Genomic DNA, 23,409 nt, shown 5'->3' on the forward strand with positions numbered 1-23,409 from the left:
GCGAAAAAACCGTAACCAGGCCGTTCTTGACTGATCGGCGACCGGATCGTTTGGATCGACGGATGACTTTCACCGCGAAGAGCAGCAGGTCCAGGACTAGGCACACCGGCGCGGCGGCCGTCGCGCTCACCGCCGCCGCGGCGCTGCTCGCGGGCTGTTCCTCCGGCTCCGACGACACCTCCGACAACCCCCTCGCGGGTGACAAGGCGGAGGCAGGCACCGTCGTCGTCGGCTCGAACAACTTCGCCGAGAGCACCCTGCTCGCCGACATCTACGGGGAGGCGCTCAAGGCCAAGGGCCTCAAGGTCACCTACCAGCACAACATAGGCAGCCGCGAGACGACGTACGGCCTGATGAAGAACGGCTCCGTCACGGTGCTCCCGGAGTACAACGGCTCGCTGCTCGCCTACCTCGACCCGAAGGCCGAGCAGAAGTCCGTCGAGGAGGTGAACGAGGCGGCGAAGGGCAAGCTGGACAAGAAGCTGACGCTGCTGGAGTCGTCACCGGCCGAGAACAAGGACTCGGTGAGCGTCAACGCCGAGACCGCGAAGAAGTACGGCCTCACCGCCGAGTCGACCCTCGCCGACCTCAAGGACGCCGCACCGGACCTGGTGATCGGCGGATCGCCCGAGTTCCAGACGCGTCAGCAGGGACTCAAGGGGCTGGAGTCGGTGTACGGCCTGAAGTTCAAGTCCTTCAAGGCGCTCGACGCGGGCGGTCCGCTGACCCAGTCGGCGCTGACCAAGAACACCGTGCAGGCGGCGGACGTCTTCACCACCGACCCCACCATCATCAAGGAGAAGTTCGTCGTCCTGAAGGACCCGGAGAACCTCTTCGGCCACGCGAACGTGACCCCGCTGGTCGCCAAGGAGGGCCTGGACAAGGAGGGCGTGGCCGCGCTGAACGCGGTCTCCGCCAAGCTGGACACCGAGACGCTCCTCGACCTGGACGCGCAGGTCCAGCTGGACAAGAAGGACCCGCTGGACGTGGCCAAGGCGTGGCTGAAGTCCGCGGGTCTGGTCTGACGGACGCCCGGGGACGACTCGTCACGACGCCGCGGCCCCGGCCGCGGCGTCGATCAGCTGGTCGATCAGGGCGATGAGGACGTCCCGGCTGGAGGTCCGCTCCCGCGCGTCGCACAGCAGCACCTGCACGTGCTCCGGCAGCGCGAGGGCCTCGCGGATCTCCGCGGCCGGGTACGGATGCCGGCCGTGGAAGCCGTTGACGGCGACGACGAACGGAATGCCCCGCCGCTCGAAGAAGTCGATCGCGGCGAAGCTCGACTCGGGCCTGCGGACGTCGACCAGGACCACCGCGCCGAGCGCCCCGATCGCCAGGTCGTTCCACATGAACCAGAAGCGCTGCTGACCGGGCGTACCGAAGAGGTAGAGCACCACGTCCCGGCCGATGGTGATCCGGCCGAAGTCCAGGGCCACGGTCGTGGCCCGCTTCTCCTCGATCCCGGCCAGGTCGTCGATGTCCAGGCCCGCCGCCGTCAGCGGTTCCTCGGTGCGCAGCGGGGCGATCTCGCTGACCGACCCGACCATGGTGGTCTTGCCGACGCCGAAACCGCCGGCGATGAGGATCTTCACCGCCTCGGGCGCGGTGGAGCGTGCGGATGCCGTGGGCGTCTCGGCGACGCGCTCAGAGCCGGCCAAGGCCGTCCCTCACTTTCTGCAGCAGGTCCAGGTCCTCGGTGGCGCGGGAGACGGGGTGCGGCGGCCTCGCGGTGATCCGGCCGGCCTCCAGCAGGTCCGAGAGCAGGATGACGACCACGCTCACCGGCAGGTCGAGACGGGCCGCGATCTCCGCCACGGCCATCGGCTCGGCGCACAGCCGCAGGATCCGCAGGTGCTCGGGCTGCGGACGCGCCGCCCGGCTGGGCTGCGGGTCGAGAGCGGTCACCGTCGTGATGAGGGTGAAGTCGGCGCGGCTGGGCCGGGTCCGGCCGCCGGTCAGGGTGAACGGCCGCACGAGCCGGCCCCCCGCGTCGCCTCCGGTCACGTCACTCGCCGGGGCCGGCGGTGGCCCGCGGTGCCGCGCTCAGGTGCTCGCCGATCTTCTTCACCAGCATGTTCATCTGGTACGCCACCACGCCGACGTCGGCGTTCGGCCCGGTGAGCACGACCAGGTGCGCGCCGGGGCCCGCGGAGGTGAGTATCAGGTAGCCGTTGGCCATCTCGATGAGCGCCTGGCGCACCGGACCGCCCCGGAAGTCCATGCTGACGCCCTTGCTGAGGCTCATCAGGCCCGACGCGGTCGCCGCCAGCCGCTCGGCGTCGTCCCGCAGGAACCCGGTGGACTTGCTGACGACCAGTCCGTCCTCGGAGAGCACCACCGCCTGGTTCACGTCGGCGACCCGCTCCACGAGTCCGGTGAGCAACTGGTCCAGCTCGGTGTGCGTGGCGGGGGAGGGTCGGGTCATCGCGTGTCCTTCGTCGGCGGTCGGCGGTCGGCGGTCGGGGTCGTGGGGGCGGCGGAGGAGAACACGTGCCCGTCGGTGCCGGTGCCGGTGTCCTCCGCGTCGGCGGTGTCCTCATCGGTCTGGGCCCGCAGCGTGCCGCGCTGGAAACCGGCGAGGGAGGACGCGGCGCGCTCGGCCGTGAAGTCGGCGTAGTCGTCGGACGCGTCCTGCGAGCCGTCCCGGCGGTCGCCCAGATCCTCGTCGCGCAGCTCGGCGGCGAGGCTGGTCTGCGGCACCCGGCGGGGCAGCGGTGCCAGGCCGCCTCGCTCACCGGCGGAGCCGTCGGGGGAGCCCGCCGCGGCCGCGGACCGGCTCGCGGGCGCCGGCCGGGACGACCGTACGGGCCGCACGGACCGTTCGCCGCCGGCCGGGTCCCCTTCCGGCCCCGAGGCCGCGGCGGTGGCGGCGGGCGCGGCGGACCGGCCCGCCGGGGCGGCCTCGTCGCGCGGGGTGGCCGCGGAGGCCCCGCCGACACGGCGGTCGCGCGCCCCGGCCACCGTCACGTCGGTGCCGTCCGCCCCGCCGACCGGCTCGCGCACCACGATGTCGTGCGGGATCAGCACGATCGCCGTGGTCCCGCCGTACGGCGAGGGGCGCAGCGTGACGGTGATGCCGTGCCGGTGCGCGAGGCGGGCGACGACGAACATGCCGAGCCGCAGGTCGTCGGCGAGCGCCACCACGTCGAACTGCGGGGCCACCGCCAACTGGGCGTTGAACGACGCGTAGTCCTCCTCCGACAGGCCGAGCCCGCGGTCCTCGATCTCGACGGCCAGGCCCTTGGCCACCACTGCCGCCCGCACCCCGACCGGGTTGGGCGCGGGGGAGTACGCGGTCGCGTTGTCGATCAGCTCGGCCAGCAGGTGGATCACGTCGGCCACCGCGGGCGGGGCCAGGGCCACCTCCTCGTCGGTGTGCAGCTCCACCCGCTGGTACTCGGCGACCTCGCCGACCGCGCTGCGCAGGATGTCGACCAGCGACACGGGCTCGCGCCAGGTGCGCCGGGGCTGCTCACCGCTGATGATGACGAGGTTCTCCTCGTAGCGCCGCAACTGACTGGCGGTGGAGTCCAGTTCGTACAGGCCCTTGAGGATCTCGGGGTCCGTGTGCTCGCGCTCCAGCGCGTCCAGCTTGCCGAGCTGCATGTTGACGAGGTTCTGGCTCTGCCGCGCGATGCCCAGGATGACCTTCTGGAAGCCGCGCCGGGTGTCGGCGAGTTCGACGGCGGTGTGCACGGCGGTGCGCTGGGCCGTGTTGAACGCCTGCGCGACCTGGCCGAGTTCGTCCCGCCCGTAGTCCAGCGGCGGGGTCGCCGACTCCACGTCGACCGTCTCGCCCCGCTCCAGCCGGGCCACCACGTCGGGCAGCCGTTCCTCGGCCAGGCTCAGGGTGGCCAGCCGCAGCCCGCGCAGCCGCCGGGACAGCGAGCGGGTGATGCGCCAGGACATCACGATGCACAGCAGCAGGGCGATCAGGCCGCCCGCGCTGAGGATGCCAGCCTTGAGCAGCAGGCCCCGGGCCTCCTCGGCGCTGCGGTCGAGCAGACTGTCCGTCTGCTGCCGGATGAGCTGCCCGTACTGGGTGGAGATCTTGTCGAAGGCGGTGATCCAGCGCTGTCGTGCGTCCGGCAGGTCGATCCGGTCGCCCCCGCCTGCCGAACGGGCCTCCAGCACCTGGTCCTCGACGTCCTGCATGGACTTCCACTCGGAGCTCGCGAGGATGCGCTCGGTCTGCGTCTTCGCGCTGCCGGTCAGCGAGGGGACGATCTGGTCCTGCACCAGCCAGCGGCGGGTGTGCACCAGCTGGGCGAACCGGGACCACTGCTCCTCGTCCATCCGGCCCGACGGCCAGGCCAGGGTGAGCCGGGCGTCCTCCTGGGAGACCAGTTCGGCGGCGTGCTCCAGGGCCACCAGCGGACCCGCCCGGGAGGTGAGGTCGCCGTCGTCGACCTGGGAGAGCTCCTGGAAGGCGTGGATCTGCTCGTCGACGATCGAGGTGTACTGGTCGAGCGCCTGCTCGGCGGTGATGTCGCTGGGGTCGTCCACCTGGTCGCGGTAGTACTCCAGACTGCCCACCGAACCGAGCACCGAGTACAGCCGGTCCGAGATCCGGTCGGGGGCGCTCTCGATCGCGTCCGACTGGCCCACGAGCTGGGCCACCGCCTCGTCCGTCTTCCTGCGCTGCGCGTCCAGCTCCGCCCGGTCGCCGCCCGGCGCGGCCAGCCAGGCGGCCGACAGACTGCGCTCCTTCTGCAGGGCGAGGGCGGCCTCGGTGCCCATGGCACCGGTGTCGCGGCTCAGCTCCGTCTGCGCCCGCAGCCGCAGCCCCTCGGAGAACATCTGGATCGTCGTGACGCCCCAGACGGCCGCGAGGGTGACGCCGGGCACCAGGGCCAGGAGGATCAGGGACAGACGTATGGAGCCGAGGCGGCGCCGGGCGCCCTTCCGCCGCGTCCGACTGGCCTTCCGTGTCTTGCGTGCAGACATCGTCGTCCTAGGCGATCAGTCGGGGAGGGGAGCGGAGGCGGGCGGACGCCGTCGGCCGCGGGACCCGGTCACCGGGTGCCGCCCGCGGCGAACTTCGCGACCGAGTCGGCGTTGGCCCGGGTCACGAAGGCGGGACCGGTCAGCACGGGGGCCACCCCGCCGCCGCTGACGTTGCCGTTGGTGCGGTACAGCCAGAGCGCGTCCACCGCGAGGTAGCCCTGCAGATACGGCTGCTGGTCCACCGCGAACTGGACGTCCCCGCTCTTGACCGCGGCCACCAGGTCGTCGTCGAGGTCGAAGGTGGCGACCTGGGCGGAGCTGCCCGCCTCGTCGACCGACTTGACGGCGGTGAGGGCGAACGCCGCGCCGTTCATGACGACTTCGTCGATCCCGGAGTCCTGCCGCAGCCGCGCCGTGACGGCCGCGCCGACCGCCTTCATGTCGGTGCCCTCGACGTAGAGCATCTCGGTCTCGCCACCGAAGGTCTTCTTCACGCCGGCGCAGCGGGCCTCCAGGGCGACGTTGCCGCGCTCGTGGATGACGCACAGGGCGTGCTTGGCCTTGAGGTCGTTCAGCTTGTCGCCGACGGCCCGGCCCGCGACGCTCTCGTCCTGCCCGAAGTACTCCAGGAGCCCGGTGGAACGCCAGGCGTCGATACCGGAGTTGAGGCCGACCACGGGAATGCCGGCGGCCCTGGCCTCGGCGACCGGCGCCTTCATCGCCTGCGGTTTGGCCAGGGTCACGGCGATGCCGTCGGCCTTGTCGCGGACGGCGTCCCGCACCAGGTCGGCCTGGTCGGCGGTGTCGGCGTCCCCGGCGTAGGTCAGGTCGATGCCGTCCTTGGCGGCCGCCGCCTCGGCGCCCTTGCGCACCCGGTCCCAGAAGGCGTCGCCCTCACCGCCGTGGGTGACCATGACGATCTTCAACCGGTCGCCGCTGGACCCGCCGGCGGCGTCCGCCGCCGAGCCGTCCTCGTCCCCGCCGAGGGCGGAGCAGCCGGCCGCCAGCAGACAGACGGCCGCGGCGAGGGCCGCGGCGCGCAGGGGTGCGGGGGAGTGGGTGGGCGGGTGAGCTGTACTCATGGGGGCGGGGGCACCTCGCTGTGCGGCCGAGCAGGAGGAACGGGGCGAGCGGGCCCGGAGTCGCGGGTCAGTGCGCCAACCGGGTGAAAGTCGCCTGGCCGGAGCAAACCGTGTGTGACCGCTGGTAGTCAAGTGACCAGCGAACCGCTGCCGGTTGTCGGTGCCGCATCGTGATGAACGAGGTGGCGAAAGCGGGCCGAAGCGGAATGCCGGGCGGTATGCCCGGCGCCGTGCCCGGTGGCGTCGGCGGCGGGTCCGCGGTGGCGTCCGGGCGTGCGGGGGTCCCGCCGAGGCTGATCTGATGGACAGTTAGTCAGTGAGTTATCGTGTACAGGGGGTAAAAACAGGCGGCCCGGTCTGTCGAGTTCCAGCCCAGGAGAGTCCAGCCGATGGCGAGGCAGCTACGCGCCGAGCAGACCCGCGCGACGATCGTCGGTGCGGCGGCCGACCTTTTCGACCGCCACGGCTACGAGTCGACCAGCCTGAGCGAGATCGTCGCCCACGCCGGGGTCACCAAGGGCGCCCTGTACTTCCACTTCGCGGCGAAGGAAGACCTCGCGCACGCCATCATGGAGATACAGTCCCGCACCTCCCGCCGGCTGGCGAGCGACCTGGACGGGCGGGGCTACTCCTCGCTGGAGGCGCTGATGCGCATCACGTTCGGCATGGCCCGGCTCTGCGAGGAGGGCCCGGTGCTGCGGGCCGGGCTGCGGCTGGCCACCGCGGGCGTACCGGTACGGCCGCCACTGCCGCACCCCTTCACCGAGTGGCGCGAGATCGCCACGTCCCGGCTGCTGAACGCCGTACGGCAGTCCGACGTGCACCCGGACATCGACGTCGACTCCGTCGCCCACACCCTCGTCTGCTCCGTCGTCGGCACCCGCGTCGTCAGCGGCACCCTCGAACCGGCCGGGCGCCAGCCCCGTCGCCTCGCCGAGATGTGGTACATCCTGATCCGCGGCATGGTCCCGGTGACCCGGCGCGCCCGCTACCTCACCCTCGCGGCCCGCCTGGAACAGGAGACGGGCACGGCCTGACGGTACGGTGACGTGCATGCCCGACACCCCGTTCGTGCCCGCCCCCGTCATCGTCGGCGACGAGCCCGGCTCCTTCCCGCACGGCGTGCTGGCCGAGCGGCACCCCGCCATCGTGCGGCAGGTGCGGGACGCCTTCCCCCTCGATCCCGAACGGCGCCACGCGCTCGACGCGCTGCTCGCGAGCTGCGCCGACGGCGTGGTCGAGCCGCCGCCCGCCGCCGCCGACCCCACCGGCCGCGACCGGGACCGCTGGGCGAGGTGGGGCATGGACGCGTACGCCGGCCGCTCCTGGTACGACGTGCCCTGGCTGTGGGCCGAGAGCCACTTCTACCGCCGGCTCCTCGACGCCGTCGGCTACTTCGGCCCCGGCGCGTGGCAGGGCGTCGACCCCTTCCGGCCCGCGAAGCTCGCCGAACTCGACGCGCCGGAGACGGACGAGGAACTCGCCGCGCTCGACGGTCTCGGCGCCCTGTCCGCCGACGAGTGCGACCGGGCCCTGCTGCACGGCTCGCTGTGGGGCAACCGCGCCGACCTCGGCTTCCGGCTCTCCGACCGGGGCGGCGGCACCGAGGGGGCGGTCGAGGCCCTCGTCGCCGACGACGGCGACACCCTCTGGTCGCTGCTCCCGGCCTCCGGGCCGGGCGTCTTGCACCGGGGGCCGGTCACGCTGTGCCTCGTCGCCGACAACGCCGGCCGCGAACTCGTCCCCGACCTGCTCCTCGTCTCGCACCTCCTCGCCGAGGGCCGCGTCGACCGGGCCGTCCTGCACGTCAAGCCGTACCCGTACTACGTCTCCGACGCCACGCCCACCGACGTGCTCGACGCGCTGCGGCGGCTCGTCAGGGCGGGCGGCGCGGCGGCGGTCCACGGCGACCGGCTCTGGACCGCGCTGACCGACGGCCGCGTCACCGTCCGCGCCCACCCCTTCTCCTGCGCCCCGCTGCCGTACGCGGACATGCCCGACGGCCTGCGCGAGGACTTCGCCGCGGCCACCGTCACCGTCCTCAAGGGCGACCTCAACTACCGGCGTCTGGTGGGCGACCGGTGGTGGCCGCCGACCACCTCCTTCGCGGACGTCACCGCGTACTTCCCCGGTCCCGTCGCCGCGCTGCGCACCCTGAAGTCCGACGTGGTCACCGGGCTCGACGCGAGGACCGAGGCCGCGCTGGAGGCGAGCGGCGAGCGGCGCTGGCGGACGAGCGGGACGCACGCCCTGATCCAGGTCAGGCGCTGAAGGAGTACTGAGGGAGTGCTCAGGGAGTACTGAGGGAGTGCTTGGGGAGAAGTTCCCGCATTCCGGGCGGATTCACGCGATGGTGTGATCATGTGCGGCCCTGTGGATGCGTCCGGAGGGCCATGGGTAGTGCCCGGCCATGACGCAACAGCCCTTCCAACTCCCGCACTTCTACCTGCCGCATCCCGCGCGGCTCAACCCGCATCTCGACGAGGCGCGTGCCCACTCGACGACGTGGGCGCGCGAGATGGGCATGCTGGAGGGCTCCGGGGTCTGGGAGCAGTCCGACCTCGACGCCCATGACTACGGCCTGCTCTGCGCCTACACCCACCCCGACTGCGACGGGCCGGCGCTCTCCCTCATCACCGACTGGTACGTGTGGGTCTTCTTCTTCGACGACCACTTCCTGGAGAAGTTCAAACGCACTCAGGACCGCCTCGCCGGCAAGGCCCACCTGGACCGGCTCCCCCTGTTCATGCCGCTCGACGACGCCACCGGGATGCCCGAGCCGGAGAATCCGGTCGAGGCCGGCCTCGCCGACCTGTGGACCCGGACGGTGCCGGCGATGTCGGCCGACTGGCGCCGCCGTTTCGCCGTCGCCACCGAGCACCTGCTCAACGAGTCGATGTGGGAGCTGTCCAACATCAACGAGGGGCGCGTCGCCAACCCCGTCGAGTACATCGAGATGCGCCGCAAGGTCGGCGGCGCCCCCTGGTCCGCCGGGCTCGTGGAGTACGCGACCGCCGAGGTGCCCGACGCCGTCGCCGGCACCAGGCCGCTCAGGGTGCTCATGGAGACGTTCTCCGACGCCGTGCACCTGCGCAACGACCTCTTCTCCTACCAGCGGGAGGTCGAGGACGAGGGCGAGCTGAGCAACGGGGTGCTGGTCCTGGAGACCTTCTTCGGCTGCACCACCCAGGAGGCCGCCGAGCTGGTCAACGACGTCCTCACCTCACGGCTGCACCAGTTCGAGCACACCGCGTTCACCGAGGTGCCCGCCGTCGCCCTGGAGAAGGGCCTGACCCCGCCGGAGGCCGCCGCCGTCGCGGCTTATACGAAGGGGCTGCAGGACTGGCAGTCCGGCGGCCACGAATGGCACATGCGCTCCAGCCGCTACATGAACAAGGGCGAGCGCCCCCTGGCCGGCTGGCAGACGTTGACCGGCCCCGGCACCTCCGCGGCGGACGTCGGCGCACTGCTCGCCGCCGCGGCCGCCCAGCGGGCCCGCCCCTATTCCTACGTGCCCTTCCAGAAGGTCGGCCCCTCCGTCATCCCCGACATCCGCATGCCCTACCCGCTGGAGCTGAGCCCCGCCCTGGAGGGCGCCCGGCGGCACCTGTCCGAGTGGTGCGCGAGGACGGGCATGCTCAGCGAGGGGGTCTGGGACGAGGACAAGCTCGCGAGCTGCGACCTCCCCCTGTGCGCCGCCGGCCTCGACCCGGACGCCACCCAGGACCAGCTCGACCTCGCTTCCGGCTGGCTGGCATTCGGCACATACGGCGACGACTACTACCCCCTCGTCTACGGTCATCGCCGGGACCTCGCCGCCGCCCGGCTGACCACCGCCCGGCTGTCGGCCTGCATGCCGCTCGACGGCGAGCCCGTCCCGCCGCCCGTCAACGCCATGGAACGCTCCCTGATCGACCTGTGGGCGCGCACCACGGCCGGGATGACGCCGCAGGAGCGGCGTCCACTGAGGGCGGCCGTCGACACGATGACCGAGGCCTGGGTGTGGGAGCTGTCCAACCAGATCCAGAACCGCGTCCCCGACCCGGTGGACTACCTGGAGATGCGGCGCGCCACCTTCGGCTCCGACCTCACCCTGGGCCTGTGCCGCGCCGGGCACGGCCCGGCGGTGCCGCCCGAGGTCTACCGCAGCGGTCCCGTCCGCTCCCTGGAGAACGCGGCGATCGACTACGCCTGCCTGCTCAACGACGTCTTCTCGTACCAGAAGGAGATCGAGTACGAGGGCGAGATCCACAACGCGATCCTCGTCGTGCAGAACTTCTTCGGCGTCGACTACCCGGCGGCCCTGGGCGTCGTGCAGGACCTGATGAACCAGCGCATGCGCCAGTTCGAGCACGTCGTCGCACACGAACTCCCCGTCGTCTACGACGACTTCCAGCTGTCCGAGGAGGCGCGGGGCATCATGCACGGCTATGTCACCGACCTGCAGAACTGGATGGCGGGCATCCTCAACTGGCACCGGAGCGTCCCGCGTTACAAGGCCGAGTACCTGGCGAGCCGCACCCACGGCTTCCTCCCGGACCGGATCCCGGCCGCGCCCGTGCCCAGGCCGGTCACCGTGCCGGGGAGCAGTCCCGCCCTGACGCCCTGACCGACGTTCAGTCTCACTCTTTCGTGGCTCGTCACGCGCCCGTGCGCCGGGTAGAGCACCTGCCGGAGGCGATCCATGGAACAGACAGCGTTGCGTCCCAAGCCGATGCCCGGCCGGGACCCGGGGCCCGGCACCGAGCCCGGCACCGACCTGCGTCCGCACCCCGGGCGCCGGCGCCGGCGGCGGCTGACCACCCTGCTGCTCGGCGTGCTCACCGCGGTGGTCCTGCTCCTGGCGGGCGTGGGACTCGGCACGGTGGGCGCCACGGTGATCGGCATGAGCAAGCTGGCCGAGATGCAGCAGCAGGCCGGGGCGGCGGGGCCGGGAGAGGGCGCCGGAGCGGCGACGGGCACCCGGGCCGCCCCGGCGCACCCGTCGGCCGGTTCCTCGGCCGGCCCGTCCCCCTCCCCGGCGCCGGTCGGCGCGACCCTCGGTGTGGAGGCCGTGGACGACGAGAAGCCCGGGGCCCGGGTCGTCGGCGTCCACGTGCCGGGGCCCGGGTACGCGGCGGGTCTGGTGCGGGGTGACGTCCTGCTGGCGTTCGGCAGGACCCGCGTCGACTCGGCCGCCGACCTCGCACACGCCGTGGCCCGCGCCCGCCCCGGCAAGGAGGTCAAGCTCACCGTGCGCCACCGCAGCGGCGGCTACCAGCAGCTGACGGCCGTACCGGGCGTCGTCACATGACACTGCGCACCGGCCGCCTGCCGTCGCCCGACGGTGCGTCGCGCGACACCGCCGTCACGCCACCGTGCGGAAGTGGCTCGTGAGCCGTCCGGCGTCGTCCAGCACGTGGAAGGCGAGCCCGACCGGCGCGTCCCGGTCCGCGATCTCCTCGCCCTCCCAGGGCAGCCGCAGCGTCCACGTCACCCCGGGGCCGACCATCAGCGGCCGCCCGGCGAACACCGTGGCGGCGGGTGTGTGGGCGTGACCCGTGATCAGCCCGGCGATCCGGGGCCTTCGCTCCAGCAGTGCGGCGAGGCGCTCGGGGTGGCGCAGCCGGCAGGAGTCGGGCAGGGGGTGGTGCACGGGCGTGGGCGGGTGGTGGAAGGCGAGCAGGGCCGGCATGTCGCCGTCGAGTCCGTCGAGCGACGCCTCGATCCAGGCGTAGGTCTCCTCGTCCAGTTCGCCTTCGTCGCTGCCCGGGATGCTGGAGTCGCACATCAGGACCGCGGCGCCGTCGAAGACGTGCATGCCGTTGACCGGGCCGTCGGCGGCGGGGCGGCCGAGCAGCGCCTTGCGGTAGGGCGCGCGGCTGTCGTGGTTGCCCGGGCAGGTGAGCACGGGGAACGGCGCGGAGCCGTCGCCCAGTCCCAGGAGGCGGGCGGCCTCCTCGTACTCCGCCTCCGTGCCGTGGTCCGCGACGTCCCCGGTGACCAGCAGCGCGTCCACCCGTCCCGGCAGCCGCCACAGCCGGTCGCGCACCCGCTCGGCGCGCTCCGTCGCCCGCGGGCTTCCGTCCAGGTGCAGATCGCTGATGTGCGCGAGTACGAGCACGATGCCGGCCTCCTTCGGGCGCCCGACCGCGGACGCCTCCCGTTGCTAATGCTTGGAAGGCATCCAATCATTAGTTGTCGGGGTTGTTCCATGCCAATCGGCTCGCGTCGCCCCCGTCCTGGGGGCAGGATGCTGCCCGTGGTCCCTTCACCCTTGCGCCCCGGGAGGCCCGGATGACCGGCAGCAGGCCCGCTGCTTCCTTCACCGCCGACGACTACCGGACCCGCATGGAGCGCGCCGCGCACGCGGCCGCCGACGCCGGGCTGGCCGGGCTGCTGGTTGCCCCGGGCCCCGACCTGGTGTGGCTCACCGGCTACGCGCCCACGGCGGACACCGAACGGCTCACCCTGCTCGTCCTCGCCCCGGGACGCGACCCCGTCCTCGTCGTCCCGGCCCTGGAGGCCCCCGACGCCGCGAAGGCGGCCGGCGCGCCCGCCCTGACCCTGCGCGACTGGACCGACGGCAAGGACCCCTACGCGGCCACCGCCGCCCTCCTCGACGGATCCGGACGCTTCGGCATCAGCGACAACGCCTGGGCCCTGCACCTGCTGGCGCTCCAGCGCACCCTGCCCGACACCTCGTACGCCTCCCTCACCGAGGCGTTGCCGATGCTCCGCGCCGTCAAGGACGCGGCGGAGCTGGAGCTGCTGGCGGCGGCGGGCGCGGCCGCGGACGCCGCCTTCGAGGAGATCCGGCAGGTCCGCTTCGGCGGGCGCCGGGAGTCGGAGGTCGCCGCCGACCTGGCCGAGTTCCTGCGCCGCTCCGGGCACTCCCAGGTCGACTTCACCATCGTCGCCTCGGGCCCCAACGGCGCCAACCCGCACCACGAGGTCGGCGACCGGGTCATCGAGGACGGCGACATGATCGTCCTCGACTTCGGCGGCCTCAAGGACGGCTACGGCTCGGACACCTCCCGCACCGTCCACGTGGGCGAACCCACCGACGAGGAGCGCCGGGTGCACGACCTGGTCCGCGAGGCGCAGGAGGCCGGCTTCCGGGCGGTGCGGCCCGGCGCCGCCTGCCAGGACGTCGACCGCGCCGCCCGCGCGGTCATCGCGGACGCCGGGTACGGCGAGTACTTCATCCACCGCACCGGGCACGGCATCGGCGTCACCACGCACGAACCGCCGTACATGATCGAGGGCGAGGAGCAGCCCCTGGTGCCCGGCATGTGCTTCTCCGTCGAGCCCGGCGTCTACCTGCCCGGCCGGTTCGGGGTACGCATCGAGGACATCGTCACCGTCACCGCCGACGGCGGCCGGCGGCTCAACGACACCACCCGGGAGATGGTCGTCGTCGAGTGACCGGTGACGGACGGACCCCGAACGCCCCGGCAGACCCCAAGGACGACGGCGCGAGATGACCCAGGCACCGACACCCACCGCGGACACCGTCCGCCGGCTGGTCCGCTCCCTGCTGGGCGGGAGCACGCAACCCGACGTCCGGCCGGTCGCCGAGGGCGTCGAACCCGACACGTGGTGGGTCGGCACCCGGCACGTCCTGCGGCTGGCCCCGGACCGGGAGACCGCGGCGCGCAGACGCCGCGAACTGCGCCTGCGCGAACTGGTGCGGCCGTACGTCCCGGTCGCGCTGCCGACGAGCGTGGCGCACGGCGAGTGGGCACCGGGCCTCACCTACACGCTGGACGCCAAGATGACCGGCGGGTCGGGCGAGGACCACGACGTGTCCGCCCTGGGCGAGGCGGACCTCGCGGCGGTGCTCACCGGCCTGCGCGAGGTGCCGGTCCGCCAGGCCGAGACGCTCGGGGTGCCGCGGGCGGCCCCGCGCCTGCTGGAGACCCTGCGGCAGTCCGCCGAGCGCGCCGCCCGCGACCTCGCCGCGGCCGACGAGTTCGACGCCGCGCGGCCGGAGCGGCTCACGCGGGAGGCGACGGCCCAGCTCGGCGTCCAGCCGGGCGCGACGGTCCTCGTCCACCACGGGCTGACCGGGGAGCACCTCGTGGTCAGCGCCGACGGGCGGGTGCGCGGCGTCCTCGGCTGGAGCGATGCGGTCCTCGGCGACCCGGCCGAGGACATCGCCGGGCTCGCCCTCTCCGTGGGCTCACCGGCCGCCGTCCGCGCCGCCACCCTCGCCGGGTACGGCGCCCGGCCCTGTCTGCGCGGCCTGTGGCTGGCCCGCTGCGACGCGGTCGTGGACCTCGCGGAGGCACTCGCCGGCCGGTCCGGTGCGCCGCCGCGCCTGCCCCTGCTCAGGACCCGACTGCGACGCGCCTGGGAACCGATCCTGCTGGAACGCGTGACGGAACTGCGCGACGACGCCCCGGACGACGCCACCTGAGCGTGCCGTGCGGGCTCCGCCCGGGAGCCCCTTCACTCCTGCGCCAGCACCACGCTCGACTCGCCCGGCACCCGCAGTATTCCGTTGGCGCCCGGGCCCTCGACCGGTTCCCACGCCGCGAGCACCCGGGCGGGGCGGTTGCCCAGGGGGATCGCCGCCGGTTCGGTGCCCAGGTTGACGGCCACCCGGATGTCACCGCGCCGGAAGGCCAGCCAGCCCGCCGTGCCGTCGTACGCCACGCGGGTGTCGGCCAGGTCCGGGTCGGTCAGGTCCGGCTGCTCGGCGCGCAGCGCGATCAGCCGCCGGTACCAGTCCAGTACGCGCGCGTGCGGCTCGCGTTCCGGCTCCGACCAGTCGAGGCAGGAGCGCTCGCGCGTCGCCGGGTCCTGCGGGTCGGGCACGTCCTCCTCCCGCCAGCCGTGCGCCGCGAACTCCCGCCGCCTGCCGCGCCGTACCGCCTGAGCGAGCTGCGGGTCGGTGTGGTCGGTGAAGAACTGCCACGGGGTGCCCGCCGCCCACTCCTCGCCCATGAACAGCATCGGCGTGAACGGCGCGGTCAGCGTCAGGGTGGCCGCGCAGGCGGCGAGCCCGGGGGAGACCAGGGACGCCAGGCGGTCTCCCTGGGCGCGGTTGCCGACCTGGTCGTGGGTCTGGCTGTAGCCGGTCAGCCGGTGCGCGGCGACCCGGCCGCGGTCCAGCGCACGGCCGTGCGAGCGGCCCCGGAAGCTGGAGTAGGTGCCGTCGTGGAAGTACCCCCGGGTCAGCGTCTTGGCGAGGGCCGCCAGCGGGTCGCGCGCGAAGTCGGCGTAGTAGCCCTGCGACTCCCCGGTCAGCGCGGCGTGCAGCGCGTGGTGGAAGTCGTCGTTCCACTGCGCGTGCACGCCCAGGCCGCCCTTCGCGCGCGGGGTGATGATCCGCGGGTCGTTCAGGTCGGACTCGGCGATCAGGAAGAGCGGCCGGTCCAGATCGGCCGCGAGGCCGTCCACGGCGGTCGACAGCTGCTCCAGGAAGTGGCACGCGCGCGTGTCGGCCAGGGCGTGCACCGCGTCCAGGCGCAGCCCGTCGATCCGGTAGTCCCGCAGCCACGCCAGCGCGCTGTCCACCAGATACGTCCGCACCTCGTCGGAGCCGGGCGCGTCCAGGTTCACGGCGATGCCCCAGGGCGTGTGGTGGGTGTCGGTGAAGTACGGGCCGAAGGCGGGCAGGTAGTTGCCGGACGGGCCCAGGTGGTTGTGCACCACGTCCAGGACCACGCCGAGGCCGAGCGCGTGCGCCCGGTCGACGAACCGTTTCAGCGCCTCGGGCCCGCCGTACGGCTCGTGCACCGCCCACAGCGAGACCCCCTCGTACCCCCAGCCATGCCGTCCGGGGAAGGGGCACAGCGGCATCAACTCGACGTGGGTGACGCCCAGGCGCACCAGGTGTTCGAGGCGCTCGGCGGCGGCGTCGAGGGTGCCCTCGGGGGTGTACGTCCCCACGTGCAGCTCGTACAGGACCCCGCCGGGCAGCGGACGCCCCGCCCACGGGGCACGCCAGGCGTACCGCCCGTGGTCGACGACCGCGCTCAGCCCGTCGGGGCCGTCCGGCTGGCGGCGCGATCGCGGGTCCGGCAGCACCGGCCCGTCGTCCACCGCGAAGCCGTACCGCGACCCGTCACTCGCCTCCGCCTCACCGCACCACCACCCCGGCCGCTCCGGATCGCGCTCCAGCGCGCGCGTGGCGCCGTCGCACTGCAACGTCACTCGGCCGGCCTGCGGTGCCCACACCTCGAACTGCACGGACGGTTCCCCTTCGTCTGCTCACCGTGATGTAGCCCCACTCATGGTCCTGCATAAGAGATCGTTCCGCTGGGGATTGCCCCGGCTCACGGCGAGTGTCGTGCGGCACGCGCGCGAGGGCGGGCCGTCGTTTCCCCGTTTTCTGGACACTCCGGCCCACGCTGACCGACAATCGGCTCGTGACGTCGTCCTTCGAGTTCCCCACGTATCCCGCGCGGTTGTCGGACGCGGAGCGCGACAAGGCGCTGAGCGTGCTCCGGGACGGTGTCGCCATGGGGCGCCTGTCGCACGACACGTTCGTCCGCCGGATGGAGCTGGCGCTCGCCGCCCGCCGCCTGGATGAGCTGTCCGCGCTCACCGCCGACCTGCGCACCGAGAGCCGGCTGTCGCGGCTGGTTTTCGGCACCGTCGAGGCGGTGTCCGGATTCGGCGTACGGCTCGGCCGGGCGTGGCGGGCCGAGCGGCTGCCCAAGCTGCTGCTGCCCCACCCCGGCGCCGGTCATCCGCTGCGCATAGGGCGCGACCCGGCCAGCGGGCTGCGGCTGAGCCACGAGACGGTCTCCCGGGTGCATGCGGAACTCAGTCTCCAGGGCGGCATGTGGGTGCTGCGCGACCTGGGCTCCACCAACGGCACCACGGTCAACGGGCGGCGGGTCATCGGCGCGGCCGTCGTCCGCGAGGGCGACCAGATCGGCTTCGGCGGGATGGCGTTCCGCCTGGCGGCGAACTGACGAGATCTGCCTCCCCGTCGGACACGGGGCCGGGCAGTCCGCCGCAGACCACGGAGATCCATGGCCCTCGCTTCACTCCGGGTGGCGGTCGTTTCCGTGGCGCAAACCCCTTTGCTTTTCGCGGTGTTGACGTACCCCGCAAGTCGTGACTGACTGTGCGTACACCGCGCACACCAGGTGAACCGACGGCCCTCTTCCTGGAGGTGTGCCCTGCCGCCCCTCCTGCGCTATCCAACCGTGGACGAGCTGGGGACCCGGGCCGCCGCACTCGTCGCCCGGCATCCCCGACACGCCCGGCTGCGCCGCGTGGGCACCTCCCGCGCGGGCAGTCCGCTGCTGCTGCTCTCCGTCGGCCACGGCAGCCGCCAGGTCCTCGTCGTCGCCGGACCGCACGCGAACGAGCCCGTGGGCGGCGCCACCGCCCTGCGGCTGGCCGAGCGGGCCGTCGCCGACACCCGGCTCACCGAGGGCGCCGACGCCACCTGGAACCTGCTGCTGTGCGTCGATCCCGACGGCCTGCGCCGCAACGAGGGCTGGCTCACCGGCCCGTACACCCTGGGCCGCTACGCCCGGAACTTCTTCCGGCCCGGCTTCCTGGAGCAGCCCGAGTGGCTGCCCGACGGACCGGACCGCGCCACGCTGCCCGAGACCCGCACCCTGCTCGCGCTCCAGGACGAACTCAGGCCCTTCCTGCAGTGCTCCCTGCACGGCGTGGACGTCGGCGGCGGCTTCGTCGAGCTGACCCACGACCTGCCGGGCCTCGCCCAGCGCATCGCCCACACCGCGGCCCGGCTCGGCATCCCCCGCGAACTCGGCGCCTACGACACCCTGTACTGGCCCGACCTCGGGCCCGCCGTCTACCGCATCCCGCCGCCCCGCCGCAGCGACCTCACCGCCGCCATCACCGAGGCGGCCGTCGACTCGACGTGGTGCCACCCGCGGCGTCACGGCACCGTCACCGCGGTCGTCGAAGCGCCCATGTGGGCCGTGGCGGCCGTGGCCGACGCCTCGCCCCCGGCCGACCGCGACGGGACGCTGCGCGCCGTGAGCCGCACCCTGCGCCACGACACCCGGCGCCTGCACCGCGTCCTCGCCCGGCTCAGACCCCACCTCGCCGATGTGCCGGAGGCGGCGCACCTGCTCGCACCGGTCGACGACTACCTGCTGGTCTGTCCCCGGCTCGCCGACGCGTGGGATCCGGACACCGACGACGGGACGGGCCGCTCACTGCCGCCGATGAACACCTCCCACCTGGTCGCGCTGCGGCTGGCCGGACGGCGCCTGTCGCTGCGGACGGCGGGGCTGCTGCACCAGCTTGTCACCCGTACCGGGGGCGATCCGGCGGGCGTCCTGTCCGAGCTGGACCGGCTCGTCGACGAGGGCTGCGCCGACTACCGCGACGGCTGCGCGGCGCACTGGATACCGGTCGGGCGGCAGGTGGAGTACCAGACCCGGGTGGTGCTCGCCGCGTTCGAACTGGCCGGGCGGCGGGTCGGCGCCGGCCCGCGCTCGGGCGAGCCCGGCCGGGATTCCGAGGCCGCACTGCCGATGCACCGCGACTGACGCGCCCGGTCCCCGACCCGCCGTTGTTGTTCCCCTCAGCCGCCTCTGTCCCTACGCCGTCTCCGCCAGCTCCAGCAGGGCCACCGGCGTGTCCGCAAACAGGTCCTCCACGCGCGCGTGCCCCGTGAATTCCCGTCCCGGTGCCAGCGTGTCGGCCCATCTGCCGGGCGGCAGCGGCAGCGTCGTGCCGCGCCAGCCCCCCGCCTCCGCCAGCCGCAGCGACAGCCGGGTCACGGCCGTCAGGGCCCGGCCGGAGCGGACGAACGCCACGCAGTGTGCCGCCGCCGGACCCTCGGCGGGCAGCGGCTCGTACGTCCCCGCGTCGCCGAAGGTGCCGGGCCGCCGCGCCCGCAGCGCCAGCGCCGCCCGGGTCAGCGCCGCCTTCTCCCCGGGGCCCCCGGCCCAGCCCTCGTCCCCGGCGGCGGGGAAGTCCACCGCGCGGCGGTTGTCCGGGTCCACCAGCGCCAGGTACTCGTGCTCGGTGCCCTGATAGAGGTCAGGCACGCCCGGCATCGTCAGATGGGCCAGGGCCGTGCCGAGGACGTTGGCCCGGATGTGCGGCGCGAGCGCGTCGCGGAGGGCGGCCACCCGCTCGCCCGGCGGCCCGCACGGCCCCGCCGCCACGAACCCCGCCACCGCCTCCTCGTACGAGGGCTCCTGCTCCGTCCAGCTGGTGTGCGTCCCCGCCTCGCGCACATGCTTCAGCAGCGCCTCCCGCACCCGCTCCTCGTCCGCCGGGCCCAGACCGAACACCGTCTGCCAGGCCGCCCAGGCCAGCTGCCCGTCCGGCGGGCCCCCGCTCCTGACGGTGGCGGCCGTGGCCTCGGTGACCTCCGTCAGTACGTCCGCCCATCGCGCGGGGCACTGGGTGAGCACCGCCAGCGCGGCGCGCACGTCGGCGCTGCGCTTGGTGTCGTGGGTCGAGACGACCGTGCCCGTGGCGGGCCAGTCGCGCTGCACGCGCGCGCAGTAGGCGTGGAACTCCTGCGGCGACACGGCCGGACGGCCGGGGTCGCCGCCCACCTCGGTCGCCGACAGCAGCGGTACGTAGCGGTAGAAGGCCGTGTCCTCGACCGACTTGGCGCGCAGCGCCGACGCCGTCTGCGCGAACCGCGTCCGGAACTCCACGTGGCCGGGCCCGTCCCCGTACCGCCCCAGCACCAGGTCCCGTACGACGTCCACCGCGCCGGCCTCCTCGGGCACCGCGAAGGCGAGCCGCGCCCCGGCCGCCGCCTCCTCGGTGACGACCGTCGCCGGGTCCACCGAGGTGTACGGCCGGTACACCTCCAGCCGCACCAGCAGCTCCCGCAACGCCGTACGCAGCGCCCAGGGCGCCCGGTCGCGCAGCGCAGGGTCCGGCGCGGTGACGCACAGGCGGTGCGCCACCCGGGTCAGCCGGTCCAGCTCGGTGGCCAGCTCGTGCGTGAGCACCTGGTACGCCGCGCGCCGCACCGTCGCCGCCCAGTCACCGCCCCGGTCCTCCGGCGGGGCGGCGAACCGGCGGTACCGGTCGAGCAGTTGCCCGTGCCCGGCGGGGTCCGTGAAGAGCCCGTCGACGTGCCGCAGGGCGTCGTAGCCGGTGGTGCCGGCGACGGGCCAGGCGGCCGGCAGCCGCTCCCCGTCCGCGAGGATCTTCTCCACCACCGTCCACCGGCCGCCGCTCGCCCGGTGCAGCCGTTCCAGGTACGCGTCGGGATCGGCGAGTCCGTCGGGATGGTCGACGCGCAGTCCGTCGACCACGCCCTCGTGCAGCAGCCGCAGGATCGTGCCGTGCGTGGCCTCGAACACCTCCGGGTCCTCCACCCGGACGCCGATCAGCTCGGAGATGCTGAAGAAGCGCCGGTAGTTCAGCTCGGTGCGGGCCAGCCGCCACCACACCGGGCGGTACCACTGCGCGTCCAGGAGCCGCGGCAGCGGCAGGTCCGCGGTGCCGTCCCGCAGCGGGAAGGCGTGCTCGTGGTAGCGCAGCACGTCGCCGTCGACCCGGAGGTCGCCCAGCACCTCGCCGACCGGGGCGCCCAGCACCGGCAGCAGCAGCCGGCCGTCCTGCGCCTGCCAGTCGATGTCGAACCACCGCGCGTACGGCGACTCGGGCCCCTCGCGCAGTACCTCCCACAGGGCCCGGTTGTGGCGCGGCGACATCGCCATGTGGTTGGGCACGATGTCCACCACGAGGCCCAGACCGTGCTCCCGCGCGGTGCGCGACAGCGCCCGCAGTCCCTCCTCGCCCCCCAGTTCCGCGCGCACGCGCGCGTGGTCGACGACGTCGTAGCCGTGCGGTGAGCCCGGGACCGCCTCCAGGACGGGGGACAGATGCAGGTGCGACACGCCGAGCGAGGCCAGGTACGGCACGGCCGCCGCCGCGGCCTTGAAGGGGAAGGACGGCTGCAACTGGAGCCGGTAGGTGGCCGAGGGGACGGGGGCGGGGGCAACGGGGGAGGAGGGGGTGAATGGGGAGGGGGCGGGGACGGCGGAGGCGGGAGAGGCCGGGGACGGCACCGGGTCGGGTCGCTCAGGTGTCATGGAAACCTACGTACCCGCCCCGCCGCCTTTCCTGTCACCGTCCCCCTGCACGGGTGCAGGGGGCGCGCCGCCTACACCGGCCGCTGCAACACCGTCAGGCTCCGGTCGACGAGGGTCAGCCGGTCCCCGGCCTGCACCTTCGGGCCCGTGTCCGCGGGCACCCCGGTCGCCAGGGCGGTGTCGACCACCACCTCCCACTGCCGGCCGTGGTCGACCGGCACCACGAAGTCCAGCGGCTTCGGTGAGGCGTTGAACATCAGCAGGAAAGAGTCGTCGGCGATGCGTTCCCCGCGCGGGCCGGGCTCGGAGATCGCGTTGCCGTTCAGGAACACCGTGAGCGCGGACGCCCGCGCCGAGTTCCAGTCCCGCTGGGTCATCTCCGCGCCCTCCGGGGTGAACCAGGCGATGTCCGACAGCTCGTCGTGGGTGCCCTGCACCGGCCGCCCGTGGAAGAACCGGCGCCTGCGCAGGACCGGGTGGTCCTTGCGCAGCCACACCATCGCGCGGGTGAACCGCAGCAGGTCGTGGTCTTCCTCGGGCCATGCCACCCACGCCAGCTCGTTGTCCTGGCAGTAGGCGTTGTTGTTGCCCTGCTGGGTGCGGGCGAACTCGTCCCCGTGGCTGATCATCGGAACGCCCTGGGAGAGCAGCAGGGTGGCGATGAAGTTGCGCATCTGCCGCGCCCGCAGCTCCAGCACCGCCGGGTCGTCGGTGTCGCCCTCGACGCCGCAGTTCCAGGAGCGGTTGTGGCTCTCGCCGTCCCGGTTGTCCTCGCCGTTGGCGTGGTTGTGCTTGTCGTTGTAGGACACCATGTCGTGCAGGGTGAAGCCGTCGTGGCAGGTCACGAAGTTGATCGAGGCCAGCGGACGGCGTCCGTCGTCCTGGTAGAGGTCGGAGGACCCCGTCAGCCGGGACGCGAACTCCGCCAGCGTGCGAGGCTCGCCGCGCCACAGGTCCCGCACCGTGTCCCGGTACTTGCCGTTCCACTCGGTCCACAGCGGCGGGAAGTTGCCCACCTGGTAGCCGCCCTCGCCGACGTCCCAGGGCTCGGCGATCAGCTTCACCTGCGAGACCACCGGGTCCTGCTGCACCAGGTCGAAGAACGACGACAGCCGGTCCACCTCGTGGAACTGCCGGGCCAGGGTGGCCGCGAGGTCGAAGCGGAACCCGTCGACGTGCATCTCGGTGACCCAGTAGCGCAGCGAGTCCATGATCATCTGGAGGACGTGCGGGGACCGCATGAGCAGCGAGTTCCCGGTCCCCGTGGTGTCCATGTAGTAGCGGGGGTCGTCGGCCAGCCGGTAGTACGAGGGGTTGTCCAGCCCCTTGAAGGACAGTGTCGGGCCCAGGTGGTTGCCCTCGGCGGTGTGGTTGTAGACCACGTCGAGGATCACCTCGATCCCGGCCTCGTGCAGCGCCTTGACCGCCGACTTGAACTCCAGCACCTGCTGTCCGCGGTCGCCCCAGGAAGCGTACGCGTTGTGCGGGGCGAAGAAGCCGACCGTGTTGTAGCCCCAGTAGTTGTTGAGGCCCATGTCCACCAGCCGGTGGTCGTTGACGAACTGATGGACCGGCATCAGTTCGAGCGCGGTCACCCCCAGCCCCGTGAGGTGCTCGATGAGCGCCGGGTGCGCGAGGGCGGCGTAGGTGCCGCGCAGTTCCTCCGGCAGGCCCGGGTGCCGCATGGTCAGGCCCTTCACGTGGGCCTCGTAGATCACCGTGTGGTGGTACTCCGTCCGGGGGCGGCGGTCGTCGCCCCAGTCGAAGTAGGGGTTGACCACGACCGACGTCATCGTGTGCGGGGCCGAGTCGAGGTCGTTGCGCCGTTCGGGTTCGCCGAAGTGGTAGCCGTACACCTCCTCGCCCCACTGGACCGCCCCGCTGATCGCACGCGCGTACGGATCGAGGAGCAGCTTGGCGCTGTTGCAGCGCAGCCCGCGCTCCGGGGCGTACGGGCCGTGCACGCGGTACCCGTACCGCTGCCCCGGCATCACGCCGGGCACGTACGCGTGCCGCACGAAGGCATCGCTCTCCCGCAGTTCGACCGCCGTCTCCGAGCCGTCGTCGTGCAGCAGACACAGCTCTACTCGGTCGGCGGCCTCCGTGAAGACCGCGAAGTTGGTGCCGGCGCCGTCGTACGTGGCACCCAGTGGATACGCCTCTCCAGGCCAGACCTGCATGAACACGACTCTTTCAGGTGTGGGGCGCCGGTGCGGACGCCTTGGCTCCGAGTCCCCCGGAAGTCTCCCCGAAAGTGAGGCGACCACCTAGCACTCACGTCCTCCTACCCACCCTTCGGCATTCTGCTCCGCATGCGCCCCGGTGCGGGGTGCGAGGGAGTCTTCCCCGTACCCGGCCACGTCACCGCTATGAATCCGCTCACT

18 protein-coding genes are annotated in these 23,409 nt (G+C 73.2%); 9 read left to right on the forward strand and 9 right to left on the reverse strand.

Features of this window, described 5'->3' with window-relative positions; translation table 11 throughout:
* Positions 1-62: 62 nt before the first annotated feature.
* A complete protein-coding gene (locus ACZ6IM_RS09435; protein ID WP_052837426.1) occupies positions 63-1,025 on the forward strand; it encodes an ABC transporter substrate-binding protein in 963 nt (320 codons plus the stop codon).
* 21 nt (positions 1,026-1,046) lie between these two features.
* Here ACZ6IM_RS09435 and ACZ6IM_RS09440 read toward each other — a convergent pair whose 3' ends face one another.
* From ACZ6IM_RS09440 to ACZ6IM_RS09460, 5 genes are all read right to left on the reverse strand, one after another.
* Positions 1,047-1,658: a GTP-binding protein gene (locus ACZ6IM_RS09440; RefSeq protein WP_052837427.1), complete on the reverse strand. Its 612-nt coding sequence runs from the start codon at positions 1,656-1,658 to the stop codon at positions 1,047-1,049.
* Positions 1,645-2,004 carry a DUF742 domain-containing protein gene (locus ACZ6IM_RS09445; protein WP_052837428.1) on the reverse strand — a complete coding sequence of 120 codons (360 nt, stop codon included), beginning with the start codon at positions 2,002-2,004 and terminating at the stop codon, positions 1,645-1,647. Before ACZ6IM_RS09445 ends, ACZ6IM_RS09440 begins: the two co-directional genes overlap by 14 nt.
* A 1-nt stretch (position 2,005) precedes the next feature.
* A complete protein-coding gene (locus ACZ6IM_RS09450; RefSeq protein WP_007445343.1) occupies positions 2,006-2,425 on the reverse strand; it encodes a roadblock/LC7 domain-containing protein in 420 nt (139 codons plus the stop codon).
* The gene (locus ACZ6IM_RS09455) at positions 2,422-4,947 is read right to left on the reverse strand and encodes a sensor histidine kinase (RefSeq protein ID WP_469555507.1); all 2,526 of its coding nucleotides are present in this window, start codon (positions 4,945-4,947) and stop codon (positions 2,422-2,424) included. The genes ACZ6IM_RS09450 and ACZ6IM_RS09455 overlap by 4 nt, the downstream gene beginning before the upstream one ends.
* A 68-nt stretch (positions 4,948-5,015) precedes the next feature.
* Positions 5,016-6,029: a substrate-binding domain-containing protein gene (locus ACZ6IM_RS09460; protein ID WP_052837430.1), complete on the reverse strand. Its 1,014-nt coding sequence runs from the start codon at positions 6,027-6,029 to the stop codon at positions 5,016-5,018.
* A gap of 389 nt (positions 6,030-6,418) precedes the next feature.
* Between ACZ6IM_RS09460 and ACZ6IM_RS09465 the strand changes: the two genes are divergently transcribed.
* The 4 genes from ACZ6IM_RS09465 to ACZ6IM_RS09480 all read left to right on the forward strand — a co-directional run bounded on the left by ACZ6IM_RS09465 (position 6,419) and on the right by ACZ6IM_RS09480 (position 11,322).
* Positions 6,419-7,066, forward strand: coding sequence for a ScbR family autoregulator-binding transcription factor (locus tag ACZ6IM_RS09465; protein WP_052837431.1), 648 nt, complete (start codon positions 6,419-6,421; stop codon positions 7,064-7,066).
* Positions 7,067-7,082: 16 nt separating this feature from the next.
* Complete coding sequence (locus tag ACZ6IM_RS09470; RefSeq protein WP_469555512.1) at positions 7,083-8,300, forward strand: damage-control phosphatase ARMT1 family protein; 1,218 nt, start codon at positions 7,083-7,085, stop codon at positions 8,298-8,300.
* Between the two features lie 139 nt (positions 8,301-8,439).
* Positions 8,440-10,638, forward strand: a complete 2,199-nt coding sequence (cyc2, locus tag ACZ6IM_RS09475; protein WP_052837433.1) for a germacradienol/geosmin synthase Cyc2 — start codon at positions 8,440-8,442, stop codon at positions 10,636-10,638.
* A 75-nt stretch (positions 10,639-10,713) separates the two neighbouring features.
* A complete protein-coding gene (locus tag ACZ6IM_RS09480) occupies positions 10,714-11,322 on the forward strand; it encodes a PDZ domain-containing protein (RefSeq protein ID WP_469555516.1) in 609 nt (202 codons plus the stop codon).
* A 54-nt stretch (positions 11,323-11,376) separates the two neighbouring features.
* Here ACZ6IM_RS09480 and ACZ6IM_RS09485 read toward each other — a convergent pair whose 3' ends face one another.
* Positions 11,377-12,132: a metallophosphoesterase gene (locus ACZ6IM_RS09485; RefSeq protein ID WP_469555519.1), complete on the reverse strand. Its 756-nt coding sequence runs from the start codon at positions 12,130-12,132 to the stop codon at positions 11,377-11,379.
* Positions 12,133-12,305: 173 nt separating this feature from the next.
* Here ACZ6IM_RS09485 and ACZ6IM_RS09490 point away from each other — a divergent pair, with 173 nt between their 5' ends.
* Positions 12,306-13,436 (forward strand): M24 family metallopeptidase, encoded by a 1,131-nt coding sequence (locus ACZ6IM_RS09490; protein ID WP_052837436.1) that lies wholly within the window; start codon positions 12,306-12,308, stop codon positions 13,434-13,436.
* Positions 13,437-13,491: 55 nt separating this feature from the next.
* Positions 13,492-14,430 (forward strand): aminoglycoside phosphotransferase family protein, encoded by a 939-nt coding sequence (locus tag ACZ6IM_RS09495; RefSeq protein WP_469555523.1) that lies wholly within the window; start codon positions 13,492-13,494, stop codon positions 14,428-14,430.
* Between the two features lie 32 nt (positions 14,431-14,462).
* Here ACZ6IM_RS09495 and treZ read toward each other — a convergent pair whose 3' ends face one another.
* On the reverse strand, positions 14,463-16,208 hold the full coding sequence (gene treZ, locus ACZ6IM_RS09500) for a malto-oligosyltrehalose trehalohydrolase (RefSeq protein ID WP_469555526.1): 1,746 nt from the start codon (positions 16,206-16,208) through the stop codon (positions 14,463-14,465).
* A gap of 179 nt (positions 16,209-16,387) precedes the next feature.
* Here treZ and ACZ6IM_RS09505 point away from each other — a divergent pair, with 179 nt between their 5' ends.
* Complete coding sequence (locus ACZ6IM_RS09505; protein ID WP_052837439.1) at positions 16,388-16,939, forward strand: FHA domain-containing protein; 552 nt, start codon at positions 16,388-16,390, stop codon at positions 16,937-16,939.
* Positions 16,940-17,176: 237 nt separating this feature from the next.
* Entirely contained in the window at positions 17,177-18,502 is a 1,326-nt protein-coding gene (locus tag ACZ6IM_RS09510) for a M14 family zinc carboxypeptidase (RefSeq protein WP_052837440.1), read from the forward strand.
* 51 nt (positions 18,503-18,553) lie between these two features.
* On the opposite strand, the gene treY is transcribed toward ACZ6IM_RS09510, so the two are convergent.
* Positions 18,554-21,025: a malto-oligosyltrehalose synthase gene (gene treY / locus ACZ6IM_RS09515; protein ID WP_052837441.1), complete on the reverse strand. Its 2,472-nt coding sequence runs from the start codon at positions 21,023-21,025 to the stop codon at positions 18,554-18,556.
* A gap of 71 nt (positions 21,026-21,096) precedes the next feature.
* Positions 21,097-23,205 carry a glycogen debranching protein GlgX gene (gene glgX / locus ACZ6IM_RS09520; protein WP_469555530.1) on the reverse strand — a complete coding sequence of 703 codons (2,109 nt, stop codon included), beginning with the start codon at positions 23,203-23,205 and terminating at the stop codon, positions 21,097-21,099.
* Positions 23,206-23,409: the final 204 nt, after the last annotated feature.

Source organism: Streptomyces sp. NPDC042336 (genome assembly GCF_055581985.1).

Excerpts from the sequence above, each read along its gene's own strand:
- ACZ6IM_RS09480 (WP_469555516.1), top strand. The coding sequence starts at position 10,714 with ATGGAACAGACAGCGTTGCGTCCCAAGCCGATGCCCGGCCGGGACCCG.
- ACZ6IM_RS09490 (WP_052837436.1), top strand. The coding sequence starts at position 12,306 with ATGACCGGCAGCAGGCCCGCTGCTTCCTTCACCGCCGACGACTACCGG.
- treY (WP_052837441.1), bottom strand. The coding sequence starts at position 21,025 with ATGACACCTGAGCGACCCGACCCGGTGCCGTCCCCGGCCTCTCCCGCC.
- ACZ6IM_RS09455 (WP_469555507.1), bottom strand. The coding sequence starts at position 4,947 with ATGTCTGCACGCAAGACACGGAAGGCCAGTCGGACGCGGCGGAAGGGC.
- ACZ6IM_RS09470 (WP_469555512.1), top strand. The coding sequence starts at position 7,083 with ATGCCCGACACCCCGTTCGTGCCCGCCCCCGTCATCGTCGGCGACGAG.
- ACZ6IM_RS09435 (WP_052837426.1), top strand. The coding sequence starts at position 63 with ATGACTTTCACCGCGAAGAGCAGCAGGTCCAGGACTAGGCACACCGGC.
- glgX (WP_469555530.1), bottom strand. The coding sequence starts at position 23,205 with ATGCAGGTCTGGCCTGGAGAGGCGTATCCACTGGGTGCCACGTACGAC.
- cyc2 (WP_052837433.1), top strand. The coding sequence starts at position 8,440 with ATGACGCAACAGCCCTTCCAACTCCCGCACTTCTACCTGCCGCATCCC.
- ACZ6IM_RS09450 (WP_007445343.1), bottom strand. The coding sequence starts at position 2,425 with ATGACCCGACCCTCCCCCGCCACGCACACCGAGCTGGACCAGTTGCTC.
- ACZ6IM_RS09465 (WP_052837431.1), top strand. The coding sequence starts at position 6,419 with ATGGCGAGGCAGCTACGCGCCGAGCAGACCCGCGCGACGATCGTCGGT.
- ACZ6IM_RS09460 (WP_052837430.1), bottom strand. The coding sequence starts at position 6,029 with ATGAGTACAGCTCACCCGCCCACCCACTCCCCCGCACCCCTGCGCGCC.
- ACZ6IM_RS09495 (WP_469555523.1), top strand. The coding sequence starts at position 13,492 with ATGACCCAGGCACCGACACCCACCGCGGACACCGTCCGCCGGCTGGTC.